Raw genomic sequence first — 17520 nt, 5'->3', positions numbered from 1 at the left:
CACATTGAACGAACGCTATCGCCCTACTGAGTCGAGGTTCCTTCGGGTTCTGTCGCGCAGAGATTATGCACGCCCGCCTGTCGCCCGAAGCGGTCGAGATGGGTTGCGGCGGCCAGCGGGCGCCGGCGCCGCCACCCGAACCGCTCCAGATCGGGCGTTCGGTGCAACCCGCTGACCGGTCCGACGCACAGCCACGCGACCGGACGCAGGCCATCGGGGATGCCCAGCAGTTCGCGGAGGAAACCTTCGCGGTAGAAGCTCACCCAGCCCACCCCCAGGTCCTCCGCGGTCGCGGCGAGCCACAGGTTCTGGATGGCCAGGCACACCGAGTACAGGCCGGCGTCGGCGATCGCGTGCCTGCCCAGCACGGCGGGGGCACCGCGGGCGGGGTCGTACGTGACAACGACGCCGAGGCTCGACTCCAGGATGCCTTCGATCTTGATCCGGTCGAAGACGGCGCCGCGTTCCTCGTCGAGGGACTCGGCGAACACCGCCCGCTCGGCGAGCACGTGCTCACGAAATTCCTCTCGCGTTCGCCGATCGGACACCAGCACGAAGTCCCACGGCTGCGTGAGCCCGACGCTGGGGGCGGCGTGCGCGGCTTCGAGGATTCTCGTCAGCACGTCGCCGGGGATCGGCTCGCCGGTGAACTCGGCGCGCACGTCCCGGCGGCGCAGCAGGACGTCGTAGAAGGCTTGCGTCATGCGCCCAGCATCGCCGACACCCAGGCCACCGCGCCGGGCACGTCCTCGACGGTGCGGACGCCGGGCCGTTCCGGGCGGCGCACGACGACCACCGGGATGCCGCGTTCGCGGGCGGCGACGAGCTTCGCGGTGGTCATGGTGCCGCCGCTGTCCTTGGTGACGAGCACGTCGATCCGGTGCTCGCGCAACAGCTTCGCCTCGCCCTCGACGTCGTAGGGACCGCGGTCGAGGATGACCTCGATCCGCGGCGGCAGCGGCGGTTCGGGCGGATCGACGCAGCGGGCGAGGAACCACTGTTCCGTGCAGCCGGCGAAGGCGGCGAGGCCCTGTCTGCCGCTGGTCAGGAAGATGCGCTCGCCGAGTTGTGTGATCTTCGTCGCGGCTTCGTCCAGTGAGTCGACCCAGTGCCAGTCGTCGCCGGGCCCGGCCTGCCAGCCCGGTCGTTGCAGGCGGAGGAGCGGGACTCCGGCCTCCGCGGTGGCGCGGATTGCAGACAATCCGATTCGTTGAGCGAAGGGATGTGTGGCATCCACAACAGCGACAATCCTGTTGTCAACAATCCACTTTGCGAACTTTCCTACTCCACCGAAGCCGCCGACGCGGACTTCACCGACGGGAAGGCGGGGGTTCGCGACGCGTCCGGCCAGCGACGAGACCACGTGGATACCGCGCTCGGTCAGCTCCGCGGCCAGCGCCCGGGCCTCCGCGGTGCCTCCGAGGACGAGAACGGTCTGCACGCCAGCCATACTCCCTGTTCATGCGGTACGGGTGGACCACGGGGGCGTGCGCGACCGCGGCGACGACAGCCGCGTACACGGCGCTGCTCACGGGCGAGTTCCCCGACCCGGTCGAGGTCCGGCTGCCGAAGGACCGGCGCCCGGCTTTCGCGCTGGCGACGGAGCGGCTCGGCGACGGGTCAGCGACGGCCGGGGTGATCAAGGACGCGGGGGACGATCCGGACGTCACGCACGGCGCGCTGATCCTGTCCACGGTGTCGCGCGGGGAGCCGGGGAGCGGGGTGACGTTCCTGGCGGGCGAAGGCGTTGGCACGGTGACGCGGCCGGGGTTGCCGCTGGCGATCGGCGAGCCCGCGATCAACCCCGTGCCGCGGCGGCTGATGACGGAGGCGGTCGAGCGGGTCGCCGCCGAGCACGGTCACAGCGGGGACGTCGTGGTGGAGATCTCGATCCCCGACGGCGAGGAGATCGCGCGGCAGACGTGGAACCCGCGGCTCGGCATCCTCGGCGGCCTGTCCGTGCTGGGCACGACGGGCGTGGTGGTGCCGTACTCGTGCTCGGCGTGGATCGACAGCATCCGGCGCGGGGTGGACGTGGCGCGGGCGATGGGGCACGAGCACGTGGCGGGCGCGACGGGGAGCACGTCGGAGCGGGTGGTGGCCGAGCTGTACGGGCTGCCGGAGAGCGCGCTGCTGGACATGGGGGACTTCGCGGGAGCGGTGCTGAAGTACCTGCGGCGCCACCCCGTGCCACGGCTGACGCTGGCCGGCGGGTTCGCGAAGTTCTCGAAGCTCGCGGCCGGACACCTGGACCTGCACTCGAAACGGTCACAGGTCGACCTGCGGCTGCTGGCGTCACTGGCCCCCGCGGTGGGCGACGAGATCCTCGCGGCGAACACGGCGCTGCACGCACTGGAGCTGGCCCAGACGGCGGGCCTGCCACTGGGCGACCTGGTGGCGTCGAAGGCCCGGGAGGTCGCGGCGGAGGTACTGACCCCCGCCCCGGTGGCGGTGGACGTCGTGGTGGTCGACCGCGCCGGGACGATCGTCGGACGGGCGGGTCAGCCCGGATCGGCCCGATCGGGCTGATCCGGAGGTCCGGACGGTGCCGCGCGGCAACAACCCGCTCTCGGGGGCGTCTGCAGGGATGCAGTGTTCTCGCCCGAAGGAGCGATATGCGGAAGAAGCGTCATCTCCAGACCGTGACGGGCTTTCTCCTCGTCACGGCCACCGTCCTGGCTGGGGTGACCGCCCAGGCGGACGAGCCCGATCGGGTGCCCGTGGCCCACCTGACGGACACCTGGGCCGACGAGGTGGTCCACGAGGGGACGGACACCGGACCGACCGATCCGTCCACGCAGATCACCGCCCAGGTGTTCCTCACCGGCAACGCCCGGGGACTGGCCGACTACGCGCGGGCGGTGTCCGATCCGGCGGACCCGCGCTACGGCCACTACCTGACACCCGAGCAGACACGCGCACGCTTCGGCCCCACCCCGGACCGCATCGACGCCGTCACCGCGTGGTTGCGCGGGACGGGGCTGTCGATCGTGGACATCAGCTCGCGTGCCGTCGTCGTGCACGGCACCGTCTCCCAGGCGGCCACCGCGTTCGGCACGCGGTTCGAGAACTACACCTTCCAGTTCGTCCCTTACCGCGCGGCGAAGGACCCGGTCACGGTGCCCGCCGCCGTGGCCCGTGACGTCCTCACCATCACCGGGCTCACCGTCGCGACCGGGAAACCGTCGTTCCCGGGCAGCCCCAGCGCTGCCGTGACGCGGAAGACAGCGGCTACACCGGCCAGTCCCTGTCCCGCGTATTTCGGCGCGGCCCCGGCCACCGACCTGCCGCCCGCCTACGGCCACGTCAGCCAGTGGGCGCCGTGCGGCTACACGCCGAAACAGGTGCGTGACGCCTACGGGATCACCGGGACCGGGCTGACCGGCAAGGGTGTGACCATCGGCATCGTCTCCGTGTACAACGAGGTCAACGCACTGTCGGACACGAACCGCTTCGCCACCGAACACGGGGAGCCCGCGTTCGCACCGGGGCAGTTCACCGCGTATGTCCCGGCCGACGCCCCCGCCGAGCAGATCAGCGGCGAGTTCACCATGGACGTCCAGGGCGCGCACGCGATGGCGCCGGAGGCGAACATCGCCTTCGTCGTGGGTTCGGCGTCCCGGCTGGGGGATTCGGTGCTGGACTCGGTCGCGCAGATCGTGGACCGGCACCTGGCGGATGTGGTGTCGGGTTCGATCATCTCCGGCTACACGCCCGGGGCGGCGCCCGAGGCGATCGCCGAGTACGAGCGCCTGTTCCAGGAAGGGGCGGTCGAAGGCATCACGTTCGCCTTCGCCAGCGGCGATTCCGGGGGCAGTGTCATCGACGGAGCGCGCACCGTGGAGTACCCGGCGTCCAGCCCCTGGGTCACCGCCGTGGGCGGCACGACGCTGGCGCTGGGCGAGGGGAACAAGTACCTGTGGGAGATCGGTTGGGCGACCTACAAGTCGTCGTTGTCCGAGGACGGCACGGGCTGGGATCCCGAACCGCCCGGTGACCAGGGCAAGGCCACCGGCGGCGGCACCAGCACGGTCTTTCCGCAACCCGCCTACCAGAACGGCGTCGTGGCGTCACGGTTCGCCGGCAGCCCGCCGATGCGCACCATCCCCGACGTGTCCGCGCTCGCCGACCCCGACCTGGGCCTGCTCGTCGGCGAGACCGAACGCGACATCCACGGCAACGTGGCCTACACCGTGGAATACGGCGGGGGCACGAGCCTGGCCACGCCCCTGTTCGCCGGTATCGCGGCTCTGCTCGTGCAGGAACGCGGCCCGCTCGGTTTCGCCAATCCGGCGCTGTACGCCCGGCACGGCGGCGGTCGTTTCCACGAGATCCACGACAACCCCGCCGGGACACCGGACACCGTCACCTTCGCCGTCGTCGATCGCGGAGCCGTCGAGCTCGTCACCCCGGGACAACTCGGGCTGAGCGACCTGGAATCGGGGCCCGGCTACGACACCGCGACCGGACTGGGCTCCCCGACCCGCGAACTGATCGACTCGTTCCGGCCACTGCACGGCAGGTGACGAGCAGAGCGGACCCCGGGCTGAGGAAGGGCCGTCCGACCGCGCCGGACGGTTTCAGCGGTGGTGCGGCTACACCTCCGGCCTCACTCGAGACCGCGGAGTTTTTCCGACCGGTCCCGGGCCGCGGAATACAGGTAGCTGTCCGGAAAATTCTCGGCGGCCAGCACGCGGCCGACGAAGATGACCGCCGCCCGCGTGATTTCCGCGGCGCGGACCTGTTGTGCGATTCCGGCGAGCGTTCCGCGCAGGATTTGTTGCCCCGGCTGGGAAGCGAGGTGCACGACCGCGACGGGGCAGTCGGCGCCGTAGTGCGGCAGCAGCTCCTCGACCACCTGCTCCACCCGGTTGATCGCCAGGTGCAGCGCGAGGGTCGTCCCGCTGGCGGCGAACGTCGCCAGCTCCTCGCCCGGTGGCATCGCCGTGGACCGCGCCTGCACGCGCGTGATGACGAGGCTCTGCCCGACCGTGGGCACGGTCAGCTCGCGCCCCAGTTCGGCGGCCGCCGCGGCGAACGCGGGCACGCCCGGCACCACCTCGTACCGCACGTCCGCCGCGTCGAGGCGCCGCATCTGTTCCGCCACCGCGCTGTAGATCGACGGGTCGCCCGAGCACAGGCGCGCCACGTCGTGCCCGGCACGGTCCGCCGCCACCAGCTCGCCGACGATCTGGTCCACTGACAGGTCCGCGGTGTCGATCCGCTTCGCGCCGGGCGGGCAGTGCGCCAGCAGGTCGGGCGGCGTGAGGCTGCCGGGGTAGAGGCAGACCGCGCAGCGCGCGAGCAGGTCGCGGCCCCGCACTGTGATGAGGTCCGCCGCGCCGGGGCCGGCGCCGATGAAGAACACGGTCATTTCTGGTAGCTCCATTGCGTCACGGTCCGGGCCGGCGTCCAGCCGGTGAACCTGCCGAGCGGGGCGGCGTGCTCGACGGCGAGCCGGACCAGCTCCCCGCCGTGCTGCCGGTAGGCGTCCGCGAGGACCTGCTCCGACTCCAGCGTCACCGCGTGTGCGACGAGCCGGCCGCCGGGCCGCAGCGCCTCACGGCAGACGTCCAGCGCGGAAAGGCCACCGCCGAGGAACACGGCGTCGGGCGCGGGCAGTCCTTCCAGGGCTTCCGGCGCGGCACCGGTCACCACCCGCAGATCGGGCACGCCGAGTCGCTCGGCGTTGCGCCCGATCCGGGCGGCGCGTTCGGAGTCCCGTTCGACCGCGATCGCCCGGTTCCGCGGATGCGCCCGCGACCACTCGATCGCGACACTGCCCGCTCCCGCCCCGACGTCCCACAGCAGCTGCCCGGGCACGGGCCCGAGCCGGGCCAGCGCGGACGCCCGCAGGTCGCGTTTCGTCAGCTGGCCGTCGTGCTCGAAAGTCTCATCCGGCAACCCGGGCATTGTTGACAATCCGATTCCAGAACAATCGATCGCGACGACATTCAACGGGTCGACAATCCGCGCGTCGACATTCGTCGACCACGTCCGCGCCACGCCGTCGACGCGGCGCTCGGCACCACCCAGCTGCTCCAGGACGGTGAGCTTGCTCTCCCCGAACCCCCGCTGAGTCAGCAGTTCCGCGATCGCTGCCGGGGTCGACGCGTCCGAGCTGAGCACCAGTACCCGTGCGCCCGGCGCGAGCGCCCGCGTCACGCGGTGCACGTTGCGGCCCACGACGCTGACAACCTCGGTCTCCTCCGCCGACCAGCCGAGCCGCGCCCGCGCGAGCGTGACCGAAGACACCGCGGGCACGATCCGCACGTCGCCGAACCGCTTCACCAGCGTCGTGCCGATGCCCGACAGCAGCGGATCCCCGCTCGCGAGCACCCCGAACCGGCGGCCCTCGTGCCCGGACAGCAGCTCTTCGAGCGCGGGTAGCAGCGGGCTCGGCCAGGGGTGTTTCGGCAGGTCGAGCGGCACGAGGTCGAGCTGGCGGGCGGAACCGAACAGCACGTCGCATGCGGTCAGTTCGGCTCTCGCGGGCTCGGGCAGCCCGGCCCACCCGTCCGCACCGATGCCCACCACAACAATCGTCACGCCGTAGAACCGTATGCGATGATGCCGGAGACGGCTGTCGTGGAACCCGGTGCGAATCCGGGGCGGTCCCGCCACTGTGACCGGTCCTCGTGGCCGGGAGCCAGAGCTTCGGCGCCCGTTGCGTTGCCCTGTACCGAGCGGGCGAGGACACCCGCGAGTGGCGAAGGAGTCCTGTTGAGGCCGTATCCGTTCACCGCTGTCGTCGGGATGCCGGATCTGCGGCTCGCGCTGGTGCTTTCCGCCATCTCGCCCGCCATCGGCGGGGTGCTCGTGCGTGGCGAGAAGGGCACCGCGAAGTCCACGATGGTCCGTGCGCTCGCCGGGCTGCTGCCCGAGGTCGACGTCGTCGAGGGCTGCCGGTTCTCGTGCGACCCCGCGCGGCCGGACCCGGCCTGCCCCGACGGTCCGCACACCGGTGCCACCGCCACCCGGCGTCCCGCGCGCCTGGTCGAACTGCCCGTCGGCGCGGCCGAGGACCGCGTGGTCGGTTCGCTCAACCTCGAACGCGCGCTCTCGGAGGGCGTCACCGACTACCAGCCCGGCCTGCTCGCCGCGGCGCACCGCGGCCTGTTGTACGTGGACGAGGTCAACCTTCTGCACGACCACCTCGTCGACACGCTGCTCGACGCGGCGGCGATGGGCCGCGCGACCGTCGAGCGCGAGGGCGTGTCCGTTTCGCACGCCGCGCGGTTCGTGCTCATCGGCACCATGAACCCGGAGGAGGGTGAGCTGCGGCCGCAGCTGCTCGACCGGTTCGGGCTCACCGTCGAGGTCGCGTCCAGCCGCGACCCGGAGCAGCGCGCCGAGGTGATCCGGCGGCGGCTGGCGTACGAGGCGGATCCGGACGTCTTCGCCGCGCGCTATGCCGACGAGGACGCCGCGCTGGCTTCGGAAATCCAGGCGGCGCAGAAGCTTCTTCCGTCGGTGGAACTGACCGACGACGCGTTGCGGCAGATCGCGGAGGTGTGCGCGTCGTTCGATGTGGACGGAATGCGGGCGGACATCGTCACCGCGCGGACGGCCGTCGCGCACGCGGCGTGGGCGGGACGCACCGAAGTGTCCACTGAGGACGTTCGGGTTGCCGCGCGGCTGGCGTTGCCACACCGGCGCCGCCGCAACCCGTTCGACGCGCCGGGAATCGACGAGGAGCAGCTGGAGCAGGCGCTGCGTGACGCCGAACCGCCGGAGCCCGGGCCGGAGGACGACGGTCCCGGTTCGGGTTCGGAGGCGCCGTCGGAAGCTCAGCCTGAAGGCGACGGTGGGCAGACTCCGGCGGCCGGTCAGCAGGGCGGCGGTGAACAGCGGACCGGATCGGGAAAACCGTTCAAGGCCAGGCTGTTCCGCGTCGCCGGAGTCGGCGAGGGCGAACGCGGGCGGCGCTCACGCGCCATCACTGAGGCAGGGCGGACGATCGGTGTCCAGCCCGCGAGCGTCCGCGCAGGAAAGCCGCACCTCGTCGCGACGCTGCGCTCGGCGGCGCCGCACCAACGTGATCGCGGTCGCTCGGGTCCGGGATTGGTGCTGCGCAAGGGTGATCTCCGCTACGCCCGGCGCGAGGGCAATGAGGGCAACCTGGTCCTGTTCTGCGTGGACGCGTCCGGCTCGATGGGAGCCCGCTCACGGATGCGCGAGGTGAAGACCGCAGTGCTGTCGCTGCTGCTGGACGCGTACCAGCGGCGGGACAAGGTCGGGCTGGTCACGTTCCGGGCGCAGGGTGCGGAGCTCGCGCTGCCGCCGACGATCAGCGTCGAAGCCGCGGCGGCGCGGCTGGAGGCGCTGCCGACAGGCGGCCGGACTCCGCTGGCGGAAGGGCTGCTCGAAGCCGCGCGCGTGCTGCGGGTGGAGGAGTTGCGCGACCCACGGCGGCGTCCGCTGCTGGTCGTCGTCACCGACGGCCGCGCCACCAGTGGACCCGACGCGGTGCGCCGCTCGCAGGCCGCGGCCGAGCTGCTGGCCGGGGTCACGGCGGTGGTGATGGACTGCGAGTCCGGCCGGATGCGGCTCGGGCTCGCGGCGGAACTGGCGGAGCATCTGGGCGCGGAGCACGTGCCGCTGGGTGAGGTGGCCGCGGATTCGCTGACCAGCGCCGTGAAGTCGCGCCTGGGGAGGGCCGCCTGATGCCGCAGGGCAAGCCGGAGGTCGTGCCGGAAGACGGTCTCACCACGCGCCAGCGTCGCAACCGCCCGATCTTCGCTGTCCACACCGGACCGATGAAGGGCAAGTCGACGGCAGCGTTCGGCATGGCGCTGCGGGCGTGGAACCAAGGCTGGTCGATCGGGGTGTTCCAGTTCGTCAAGTCCGCGAAGTGGCGCGTGGGCGAGGAAAGCGCTTTCAAGGCTCTCGGCGAGTTGCACGAGAGTACGGGCCAGGGCGGGCCCGTCGAGTGGCACAAGATGGGCGAGGGCTGGAGCTGGTCGCGCAAGGCGGGGTCCGAAGAGGACCACGCCGCCAACGCGCGCGAAGGCTGGGCGGAGATCAAGCGGCGGCTCGCCGAGGAGCGCCACGACTTCTACGTGCTCGACGAGTTCACCTACCCCCTGAAGTGGGGCTGGATCGAGGTCGCCGACGTGGTCGAGGCGATCCGGAACCGCACCGGCCGCCAGCACGTCGTGGTAACCGGTCGTGACGCGCCACCGGAGCTGGTCGAGGCCGCGGATCTGGTCGTCGAGATGACGAAGGTCAAGCACCCCATGGACGCCGGGCAGAAGGGCCAGCGGGGGATCGAATGGTAGCCAGGGTCGTCATCGCGGCTCCGGGCTCGGGACACGGCAAGACCACCGTCGCGGCCGGGCTGATGGCGGCGCTGAAGGCCCGCGGGATCGACGTGTCCGGGCACAAGGTGGGGCCGGACTTCATCGACCCGAGCTACCACGCGCTGGCCACCGGCAGGCCGCCGCGCAACCTGGATCCCTTTCTGCAGAGCGAAGAACTGCTCGTGCCGCTGTTGCTGCACGGCGCCGGCGAGCTCGCGGTGATCGAGGGCGTGATGGGCCTGTTCGACGGCGCGCTCGGCACCGAGGGGTTCGCCTCGACGGCTCACGTCGCGCGGCTGCTGGACGCGCCGGTGGTTCTCGTGGTGGACGCGAGCGCGGCGAGCCGTAGCGTCGCGGCCACGGTGCTGGGCTTCGCGAAGTACGACCCACGCGTCGAACTCGCCGGGGTGATCCTCAACAAGCTCGGCTCGCAGCGGCACGAGGACGAGATCCGCTCGGCGATCGCGCCCACCCGGATTCCGGTCCTGGGTGCGCTGCGCCGCACCGACGACATCCACGCGCCGAGCCGTCATCTCGGGCTGGTGCCGGTGGCGGAGCGGGCGGCGGAGTCGCAGCGGCTGTTGCCGCACCTCGCGGCGTGGGTGGCGGCCGGAGTGGACCTGGACGCCGTCGTGGGGGTGGCGCGGGGAGCTTCGCGGCTGAGCGGTCGGCCGTGGTCTCCGCCGGTCTCGTGGGAGGGTCCGCGCAAGGTGGTCGCCGCGGCGGCGGGCGAGGCGTTCACGTTCCGCTACACCGAGACGGTGGAACTGCTGTCGGCGCACGGTATCGATGTCGTGGATGTGGATCCGTTGCGGGACAAGGCATTGCCGGAGGGATGCGCCGGGCTGTACTTCGGGGGCGGCTTTCCCGAGGTGCACGTCGAGGAGCTGTCCGCGAACGTCCCGTTGCGCGAGGAGATCGCGTCCGCTGTCCACAGTGGAATGCCGGTGGTCGCGGAATGCGCCGGGCTGCTGTACCTGTGCCGCGAGCTGGACGGACAGCCGATGGTCGGAGCGCTCGACGCGACCGCGCACATGAGAAAGCGCGGCGCGCTCGGATACCGTCGAGCCGTGGCCCCGGCCGCGCACCTCCTGGGCGACGCCGGAAGCCGGGTCACCGGGCACGAGTTCCATCGCACGGAAGTCCTGCCGCGGCACGGCGCGAATCCGGCCTGGGAGTGGGACGGCAGCGCGGAGGGCTTCGCCACGCCGACGTTGCACGCGTCCTACCTGCACGTCCACTGGGCCGGGCACCCGTCGCTGGCGCGCCGTTTCGCGGACGCGGTGCACCGCTATGAGTGACTACGACCTGCACCACCACGGCGACCGGGAGGTCGGCGAGGGCCTGGTCGACCTGGCCGTGAACGTGCGCCTGCCCGCACCGCCGGAGTGGTTGCAGCGCGAGCTGCGGGAGGCTGTCGCCGACCTGGCCGCCTATCCGGATCCGACAGCCGCGACGGCGGCGGTCGCACAGCGGCACGGACGCAGGCCGGACGAGGTGCTGGTGACGGCAGGCGCTGCGGAGGCGTTCACCCTGCTGGCCACGGCTTTCCGCGATCGGAACGCCGTCGTGGTGCACCCGCAGTTCACCGAGCCCGAGGCCGCACTGAGGGCCGTCGGCAACGAGCCACGTCGGCTAATCCTAAAGTCGGATTGTCAACTTGAGGCGGATCTGATTCCCGACGACGCGGATTTGGTGATTGTCGGCAATCCTACAAACCCCACGTCGACATTGCACCCGGCCGCGAAGCTGGCAGCCCTGCTGCGCCCTGGGCGCGTGGTCGTGGTCGACGAGGCGTTCCTCGACGCGATCCCGGGCGAGCCCGAGGCACTGGCCGAGAAAGCGCTTTCCGGGCTCGTCGTCCTCCGCAGCCTCACGAAGACGTGGGGGATCGCGGGCCTGCGCGCCGGCTACCTGCTCGCCGAGCCGGACCTGGTGCGGCGGCTGAAGGCAGTTCAGCCGCCGTGGTCGGTCTCGACGCTCGCCGCGCGGGCCGTCGTCGCCTGCTGCCGTCCGGCCGCGCTCGACGAGGCCGACAAGCTGGCCGTGGCCGCCGAACGGGACCGGGAACGACTCGTCGCCGGGCTCCGGGAGCTCGGCGTGGAGGTGGTGGGCGAGCCACGCGCCCCGTTCGTTCTCGTGAAAATTCCTGGCGCGCAACGGATCCGTGCACGCCTCCGCGAGGCGGGGTACGCCGTCCGGCGCGGGGACACCTTCCCCGGCCTGGACGGCGACCACCTGCGTCTCGCCGTCCGCGACGAGGCTACGACGACCGCTTTTCTCCGGGTGCTGGCGCGCCTTCTTCCAGCGTGAGCTCCGGCGAGCGGCCGGTGACCTTGAAGAACACCAGCACCGCCACGCCGATCGCGAGCCACACCAGCCCGCCGACCTTCGCGTGGATGTCGGCGTTCACCAGCACGTAGCCGATGACCACGAACCCGATCAGCGGCACCACGAGGTGCAGTCCGTAGCGCCGGTCCCGCCGCCGGATCAGGTAGTGCGACACGACGGAAACGTGCAGCAGCAGGAACGAGAACAACGCGCCGAAGTTCACCAGCGACGACAGCAGCGAGATCTGCCCGACCAGGAACAGGCCCAGCACCAGGGAGATTCCGGCCACCAGCAGGATCGCCTTCTGCGGCACGCGGCGCGTCGGGTGGATGTCGCGCAGGAACTTCGGCAGCTGCCGGTCGCGCGCCATCGAGAACAGCAGCCGCGACGTCGCCGCCTGCGCGACGAGCGAGTTCGCGATCGCCGAGCCGATCGCCACCGCCAGCGCCACCACGATCTCGAACGTGCGGCCGCCGATGAGGTGCGAGATGTCGTAGAACGCGTTGTTGGCGGCGTCGTCGCTCTCGAACTGCGTCTTGCCCGGCACCAGCAGCGCGGCCAGGTACGTCTGCACGATGAACAGCACCGCGACCAGCGTCAGCGCCAGCAGCGTGGCCCGGCCGATCACGCGCGAACCGCCGCGGACCTCCTCGGACATCGTCGAAATCGCGTCGAAACCGAGGAACGACAGGACCGCGATCGACAGCGCCCCGAACACCAGCGACGGCGAGAACTCCGCGGAGTTGAAGAACGGCGTGCCCGACCAGTGCGCGCCGCCCGAACCACGGCTGATGCCGATGATCGCGAGCACCACGAACACCGCCAGCACGAGCAGCTGTGCGTAGAGGAAGACCTTGTTCGCGGTCGCTGTGGTCTCGATGCCGCGCAGGTTGATCAGCGTGTTCAGCGCGACGAACAGCACGATCCACAGCCACTGCGGCACGGCGGGTACGACGTTGCTCATCGCCTGCGCGCCCACGACGTACAGCAGCGTCGGCACGAGCAGGTAGTCCAGCAGGATCGCCCAGCCTGCGAGGAACCCGGCGGACGGGACGATGCCGCGGCCCGCGTAGGAGTAGACCGAGCCGGCGATCGGGAAGGCACGCGACATCTCGCGGTAGCTGACCGCGGTGAAGATCATCGCGATCCAGCCGATGACGTAGGTCAGCGGCACCATGCCCGACGAGCCGTCGAACACCGAGCCGAAGATCGAGAACGGGGCGATGGGGACCATGAAGACCATGCCGTAGACGACGAGGTCCCGCAGGCTCATCGTCCGGCGCAGCTCCTGCTCGTACCCGAACCGGCCCAACTCGCTTTCACTCATTCGCCCTCCAGAAATGCGCCGATCACAGCCAGGTACGCATCCTGCTCCTCCACGTGCGGCATGTGGGAGGAGTTTTCGAACCGGTGGTGCCGGGCGCCGGGAATCCGCTCGACGTACGGCCGGACGCACTCGTCGGTGGCCTCGTCGTAGCGGCCGTTGACCACCAGCGTCGGCACCTCGACCGCGGGCAGCCGGTCGACGACAGTCCAGTCACGCAACGATCCGACAACATGAAATTCGTTGGGTCCGTTCATCGCATTGTAGACAGTCGGATCGTCGGCAAGTGCCTGGTTGGTGGCCTGGACCTCCGGTGGGTTCGGCACGATCCGGCACACGTGCCGGGCGTAGAAGACGTCGGTCGCGGCCTTGTACTCGGGGTTTTCGTAGTCCCCGGTGGCTTCGTGGCGTTCGAGGGCCGCGCGGACGTCGTCCGGCAGCTGGGCGCGCAGCTTCCCGGCCTCCGCGCTCCAGGTTTGCATGGAGGCGGGCGAGTCGGCGATCACGAGCCGTCGCAGGCCGGGCGGTCTGCGCACGGCGTGTTCGGCGGCGAGCATCCCGCCCCACGACTGGCCGAGCAGGTCGTACTCGCCCGCGATGCCGAGGTGGGCGAGGAGGTTGTCGAGCTCGTCGAGGAACAGCTCGACGGTCCAGAAGCCCGGGTCGGCGTCGCGCAGGTGGGTGGATTTGCCGCAGCCGAGCTGGTCGTAGTGGACGACGGGGCGGCTGCCGGCGAGCCGGGCGAGGCTCAGGACGTAGTTGTGGGTGCAGCCGGGACCGCCGTGCAGGACGACGAGGGGGACACCGGCGCCGAGCTCGCCGGTGATCCGGTACCAGGTCCGGTATTCGCGGAAGGGAACTTGGCCGGTGGTCGTCATGGGACTCAGCGTAAACCAGCTAAGGTATGAATAGCAGACCTTTCATGTGGAATTTACGATGTGCGGGTGTCTGAAGAGCGCGAGTTGTCGATGCCCGTGCAGCCGGTGTCCGCGGCCAAAGCCGTCGCGGACCGGCTGATCGCCGCGATCGCCGTCGGCGACTACTCGGCCGGAGAGCGGTTGCCCGCGGAACGGGACCTGGCGGACATGCTGGCCGTCAGCCGCGTGACGGTGCGGGCGGCGCTGGCGGACCTGCGCGAGGCCGGGTACGTGGAGATCCGGCGTGGTCGCACCGGCGGGTCGTTCGTGCGGCAGGACTGGGGCGAACGGACGGCCGGGGCCGTGCGCGACCTGCTCGGAAAGGACTGGGACCAGCTCGAGGAGCTGTTCGACCTGCGGCGGCTCATCGAGTCGCTGATCGCGCGGACGGCCGCCGAGCGCCACACACTGGAGGACGACGCGGCGATCCTGGGCGCGTTGCGGCGGTACGAGGAAGCGACCGACGGCGCGTCCGCCCGGTCCGCCGACGTGGAGTTGCACCGCAGCATCGCGGCGGCCGCGCACAACCCGTCGCTGGCGGACCTGAGCCGGCAGTTGCTGGCACAGGTGAGCCTGGGTATCACGCACGAACCGTTCACGCCGGCGCTGCGGGACATGGCGCTGCCGCAGCACCGGGCGCTCGTGGAGGCGATCACGAAGAGCGACCCCGACAAGGCGGCCGCCATAGCGGGCGAGCACTTCCGGATCACGGAACACGCGCTGCGGCACGCCGTCGACCGGGCGGGGGAGTAGTTCCTGGCCATCGGGGTGGTGGTGCCCGGTCGGCCGGATTGTTGTGGCGGCGGCGAGTGCGATGGGGCGGTGCTGTCGGTGAGCGGCCGGTGAAGCCGCTCGGCCGCGCGGTTTCACGCTGGCGCGGGTGGTCCCGGCCGAACGACGGCCGGGCGCCGGAGGTGGTGTCAGGCCAGGGCGAGCAGCGCGGCAGCGGTGGCTGTCTCCACGCAGGCGCCGAGAACGTCACCGGTGATGCCGCCCAGCCGTCGGGTGCAGCGCCAGAGGAGGAGTCCCGCGGCCGCGTACGCCACGGCGACCGCGACCGGGCCGCGCCACCACGGCAGGCCGGGCAGCAGGCACGACAGCCCGGCCGCGAGGAGGAAGACCAGCACTGCCAAGGGAATCCGTACCGAACCGGCGACGGTGGCGCCCAGTCCTTCCGGTCGCGCGGACGGTACGCCCCGCGCGCAGCACAAGGACAACACGCACCGTCCGGCGAGCACGGCGGCCGCACCGGTCGCGGGACCGGCGACGGCCATTGCTCCACATTGGACGATCAGCACGAGGACGAGCGTGGCCACCCCGGTGGGCCCGGAGTCGCCGCGCCGCATGATGTCCAGCGCTCGTTCGCGGTCGTAGGAGGCACCGAGCCCGTCGGCGGTGTCGGCGAGTCCGTCGAGGTGTAGCCCCCGGCTGCCGAGCGCCACCGCCCCGACGGCCACTCCCGCCACCGCGAGCGACGGCAGCCCGAGCGCGTGCCCGGCCCAGAGCACAACCCCCGCCACGACGGCCAACGGCACCACCGCAATCGGCGCCAGCAGCATCGCCCGGCCCGCCACGCGCCGATCAATCCGGCCCGGCGGCGAAACAGGCAGCGCGGTGAGGGTGCCGACAGCCAGGCGAAGTGGATCAAGCACGGCGCTCTCCGGTCGTCCGCGTCACGATGCGCTGGGCGCGACCCGACAGCCGCCGCTTGCGGACCGAGATGGCGATCCGAAGCACGGTGGGCGTCGTTGTCGGCCGTTCGCTCGCTGTCGCCGACACCCGAGAGGCCATCTGCGGTGGGGCAGGCGCTGTCGCCACCGCACCCGTGGGTGTGGTTGTCGGCTGCTCGCTCGCTGTCGCCGACACCCGAGCGGCCACCTGCGGCGGGGCAGGCCCTGCCGCCACCGCACCCGTGGGCGTCGTTGTCGGCTGCTCGCTCGCTGTCGCCGACACCCGAGCGGCCACCTGCGGCGGGGCAGGTGCTGTCGCCACCGCACCCGCGGTCTCCCTACGCAAGATCCGCCAGCAGACCCATCTCGGCGATGATCGCCTGCGCCGCGCGTAGCGTGGGGACCGCCTGGACCGCACCGCTGCCTTCGCCGAGGCGCAGCCCCAGGTCCACGATCGGCTCCAGGCCGAGTGCCTTCAGCGCAAACGCTTGCGAAGGCTCCGTCGACCGGTGACCCGCCAGCCACCACCGCACCGCGTCCGGGGCGATCTCCCGCGCCACGACCGCCGCCGCGCCCGAGAACACCCCGTCGAGCAGGACGGGCACCCCGCGGGCCGCCCCCTGCACCAAAAAACCCGCCGTCGCCGCCGCGCACGCGCTGCCCAGTGCGGTCAGCAACTCGAAGGGACCCGTGCCCCGCGGCCGCGCCAGCGCCCGCTCGACCACCGCCACCTTCCGCGCGCGCCCCGCCTCGTCGAGGCCCGTTCCCGTGCCCACGACGTCCGACGCCGGCAACCCGAGCACCGCCGCCACCAGCGCCGCCGCAACCGCCGTGTTGCCGATGCCCATGTCACCCGGGATCAGCAGGTCCGCGCCCGTCTCGACCTCCGCGTCCGCCACCTCGCGGCCCGCCTCGAAGGCGCGCTCCGCCTCGCCCGGCGCCAGTGCGTCCTCGACGTCGATCGACCCCGAACCGCGGCGGATCTTGTGCGCCTTCACCTCGTCCGGCACGTCCGCGAGGTCGTCGTCCACCGCGATGTCCAGCACCCGCACGTGCGCGCCGACCTGCCGCGCCAGCACGTTGACCCCGCTCTTGCCCGCCAGGAACACCCGGACCATCGCCGCCGTGATCTCCCGCGGGTACGCCGACGTCGCCGACACCCCGTGGTCACCGGCGAACACGACGACCCGCACGTTCGACAGCGGCCGGGGCGGCACCTCGCCGTGCGCCGCGCTCAGCCACGCCGCCAGCTCCTCCAGCCTGCCCAGCGCCCCCACCGGCTTCACCAGCGCGTCCAGTCGCGCCAGCGCGTCCGCGTGGGCACGGGAGTCCGGCAGCGGAATGTCGATCACAGCAAAGCCCTTTCGCCGAGGCGCAGCACGCGCCCGGCCACCACGAGCTGGACGCTGTCCGACTCCGCGGCGACCCGGTTGTTCAACGCGCCCAGCACATCACGAAACACGCGCCCGGACATCGTTGCGGGCACCACACCCATGCCGACCTCGTTGCTGACGGCCACGATCGGTACGTGCGCGCTCACCCACGCGGCCAGGAACTCCTCCAGCCGCTCGTCGAGCCGCAGCTCCCAGCCCTCGGCCTGGTCCCACGCCCCGACCTCGCCCAGGACCCGGCTCACCCACGTGCCGAGGCAGTCGACGAGCAGCGGCCGCGACGCCTTGCGCACCGTCGCGGCGAGGTCCGTCGTCTCGACCGTGCGCCAGTTCTTCGGGCGGCGGGCCTGGTGCGCGGCGATGCGTGCGGCCCACTCCGGGTCGTCCTCGGTCGCCGGGTAGCCCGGCGCGACGTACACGACCTCGGGGTGGGCGGCCATCAGGCGTTCGGCGTGCCGGGACTTGCCCGACCGCACGCCGCCGAGGACGAGCACCTTGCCCTCGTCGCTCCCGTACCGGCGGAGCAGCCGGGCGGCGACCTCGAGGGAGGAGGCGAGCCGCTGGGTCAGCTTGGTCATACCCGGC

The 17520-nt window shown here is 71.7% G+C and carries 16 protein-coding genes and 1 riboswitch; of the genes, 7 read left to right on the top strand and 9 right to left on the bottom strand.

Features of this window, described 5'->3' with window-relative positions:
• Positions 1–23: 23 nt before the first annotated feature.
• Both bluB and FHX82_RS06590 read right to left on the bottom strand, forming a co-directional pair.
• Positions 24–704: a 5,6-dimethylbenzimidazole synthase gene (bluB, locus tag FHX82_RS06595; protein WP_145934758.1), complete on the bottom strand. Its 681-nt coding sequence runs from the start codon at positions 702–704 to the stop codon at positions 24–26.
• On the bottom strand, positions 701–1450 hold the full coding sequence (locus FHX82_RS06590) for a cobalt-precorrin-6A reductase (protein ID WP_145934757.1): 750 nt from the start codon (positions 1448–1450) through the stop codon (positions 701–703). Before FHX82_RS06590 ends, bluB begins: the two co-directional genes overlap by 4 nt.
• An 11-nt stretch (positions 1451–1461) precedes the next feature.
• Between FHX82_RS06590 and FHX82_RS06585 the strand changes: the two genes are divergently transcribed.
• Positions 1462–2529 (top strand): cobalt-precorrin-5B (C(1))-methyltransferase, encoded by a 1068-nt coding sequence (locus tag FHX82_RS06585; protein ID WP_145934755.1) that lies wholly within the window; start codon positions 1462–1464, stop codon positions 2527–2529.
• Between the two features lie 86 nt (positions 2530–2615).
• Positions 2616–4526, top strand: a complete 1911-nt coding sequence (locus FHX82_RS06580; RefSeq protein ID WP_145934754.1) for a S53 family peptidase — start codon at positions 2616–2618, stop codon at positions 4524–4526.
• A gap of 83 nt (positions 4527–4609) precedes the next feature.
• On the opposite strand, the gene cobM is transcribed toward FHX82_RS06580, so the two are convergent.
• Together cobM and cbiE are read right to left on the bottom strand one after the other, a co-directional pair.
• Positions 4610–5374, bottom strand: a complete 765-nt coding sequence (cobM, locus tag FHX82_RS06575; RefSeq protein ID WP_145934753.1) for a precorrin-4 C(11)-methyltransferase — start codon at positions 5372–5374, stop codon at positions 4610–4612.
• Positions 5371–6549 (bottom strand): precorrin-6y C5,15-methyltransferase (decarboxylating) subunit CbiE, encoded by a 1179-nt coding sequence (gene cbiE / locus FHX82_RS06570; RefSeq protein WP_229880522.1) that lies wholly within the window; start codon positions 6547–6549, stop codon positions 5371–5373. Before cbiE ends, cobM begins: the two co-directional genes overlap by 4 nt.
• 41 nt (positions 6550–6590) lie before the next feature.
• A riboswitch (cobalamin riboswitch) is annotated at positions 6591–6700 on the top strand.
• A gap of 23 nt (positions 6701–6723) precedes the next feature.
• Between cbiE and FHX82_RS06565 the strand changes: the two genes are divergently transcribed.
• The 4 genes from FHX82_RS06565 to cobC are packed head-to-tail and all read left to right on the top strand — an operon-like array spanning position 6724 to position 11615.
• Positions 6724–8667: a putative cobaltochelatase gene (locus tag FHX82_RS06565; RefSeq protein ID WP_145934752.1), complete on the top strand. Its 1944-nt coding sequence runs from the start codon at positions 6724–6726 to the stop codon at positions 8665–8667.
• Positions 8667–9281: a cob(I)yrinic acid a,c-diamide adenosyltransferase gene (gene cobO / locus FHX82_RS06560; RefSeq protein ID WP_145934751.1), complete on the top strand. Its 615-nt coding sequence runs from the start codon at positions 8667–8669 to the stop codon at positions 9279–9281. Before FHX82_RS06565 ends, cobO begins: the two co-directional genes overlap by 1 nt.
• The gene (locus tag FHX82_RS06555) at positions 9275–10603 is read left to right on the top strand and encodes a cobyrinic acid a,c-diamide synthase CobB (RefSeq protein WP_145934750.1); all 1329 of its coding nucleotides are present in this window, start codon (positions 9275–9277) and stop codon (positions 10601–10603) included. Before cobO ends, FHX82_RS06555 begins: the two co-directional genes overlap by 7 nt.
• Complete coding sequence (gene cobC / locus FHX82_RS06550) at positions 10596–11615, top strand: Rv2231c family histidinol phosphate aminotransferase CobC (protein ID WP_145934749.1); 1020 nt, start codon at positions 10596–10598, stop codon at positions 11613–11615. Before FHX82_RS06555 ends, cobC begins: the two co-directional genes overlap by 8 nt.
• Here cobC and FHX82_RS06545 read toward each other — a convergent pair.
• A complete protein-coding gene (locus tag FHX82_RS06545; RefSeq protein ID WP_145934748.1) occupies positions 11566–12960 on the bottom strand; it encodes an APC family permease in 1395 nt (464 codons plus the stop codon). The genes cobC and FHX82_RS06545 overlap by 50 nt on opposite strands.
• On the bottom strand, positions 12957–13835 hold the full coding sequence (locus FHX82_RS06540; protein WP_145934747.1) for a proline iminopeptidase-family hydrolase: 879 nt from the start codon (positions 13833–13835) through the stop codon (positions 12957–12959). Before FHX82_RS06540 ends, FHX82_RS06545 begins: the two co-directional genes overlap by 4 nt.
• A gap of 66 nt (positions 13836–13901) precedes the next feature.
• Between FHX82_RS06540 and FHX82_RS06535 the strand changes: the two genes are divergently transcribed.
• Positions 13902–14627, top strand: coding sequence for a FadR/GntR family transcriptional regulator (locus FHX82_RS06535; RefSeq protein ID WP_145934746.1), 726 nt, complete (start codon positions 13902–13904; stop codon positions 14625–14627).
• 167 nt (positions 14628–14794) lie between these two features.
• Here the strand turns inward: FHX82_RS06535 and FHX82_RS06530 are convergent, their stop codons facing one another.
• The 3 genes from FHX82_RS06530 to cobU form a co-directional block, all read right to left on the bottom strand.
• Positions 14795–15526 carry an adenosylcobinamide-GDP ribazoletransferase gene (locus tag FHX82_RS06530; RefSeq protein WP_229880524.1) on the bottom strand — a complete coding sequence of 244 codons (732 nt, stop codon included), beginning with the start codon at positions 15524–15526 and terminating at the stop codon, positions 14795–14797.
• A gap of 356 nt (positions 15527–15882) precedes the next feature.
• Positions 15883–16896 (bottom strand): nicotinate-nucleotide--dimethylbenzimidazole phosphoribosyltransferase, encoded by a 1014-nt coding sequence (gene cobT, locus FHX82_RS06525; RefSeq protein ID WP_145934745.1) that lies wholly within the window; start codon positions 16894–16896, stop codon positions 15883–15885.
• Entirely contained in the window at positions 16893–17513 is a 621-nt protein-coding gene (cobU, locus tag FHX82_RS06520) for a bifunctional adenosylcobinamide kinase/adenosylcobinamide-phosphate guanylyltransferase (RefSeq protein ID WP_145934744.1), read from the bottom strand. Before cobU ends, cobT begins: the two co-directional genes overlap by 4 nt.
• Between the last annotated feature and the right edge of the window lie 7 nt (positions 17514–17520).

The sequence above is a fragment of the Amycolatopsis bartoniae genome (genome assembly GCF_014191255.1).
Lineage (GTDB): Bacteria > Actinomycetota > Actinomycetes > Mycobacteriales > Pseudonocardiaceae > Amycolatopsis_E > Amycolatopsis_E bartoniae.
The sequence above is the reverse complement of the archived record's forward strand: the minus strand, read 5'-3'. Positions and strand labels throughout refer to the sequence as shown.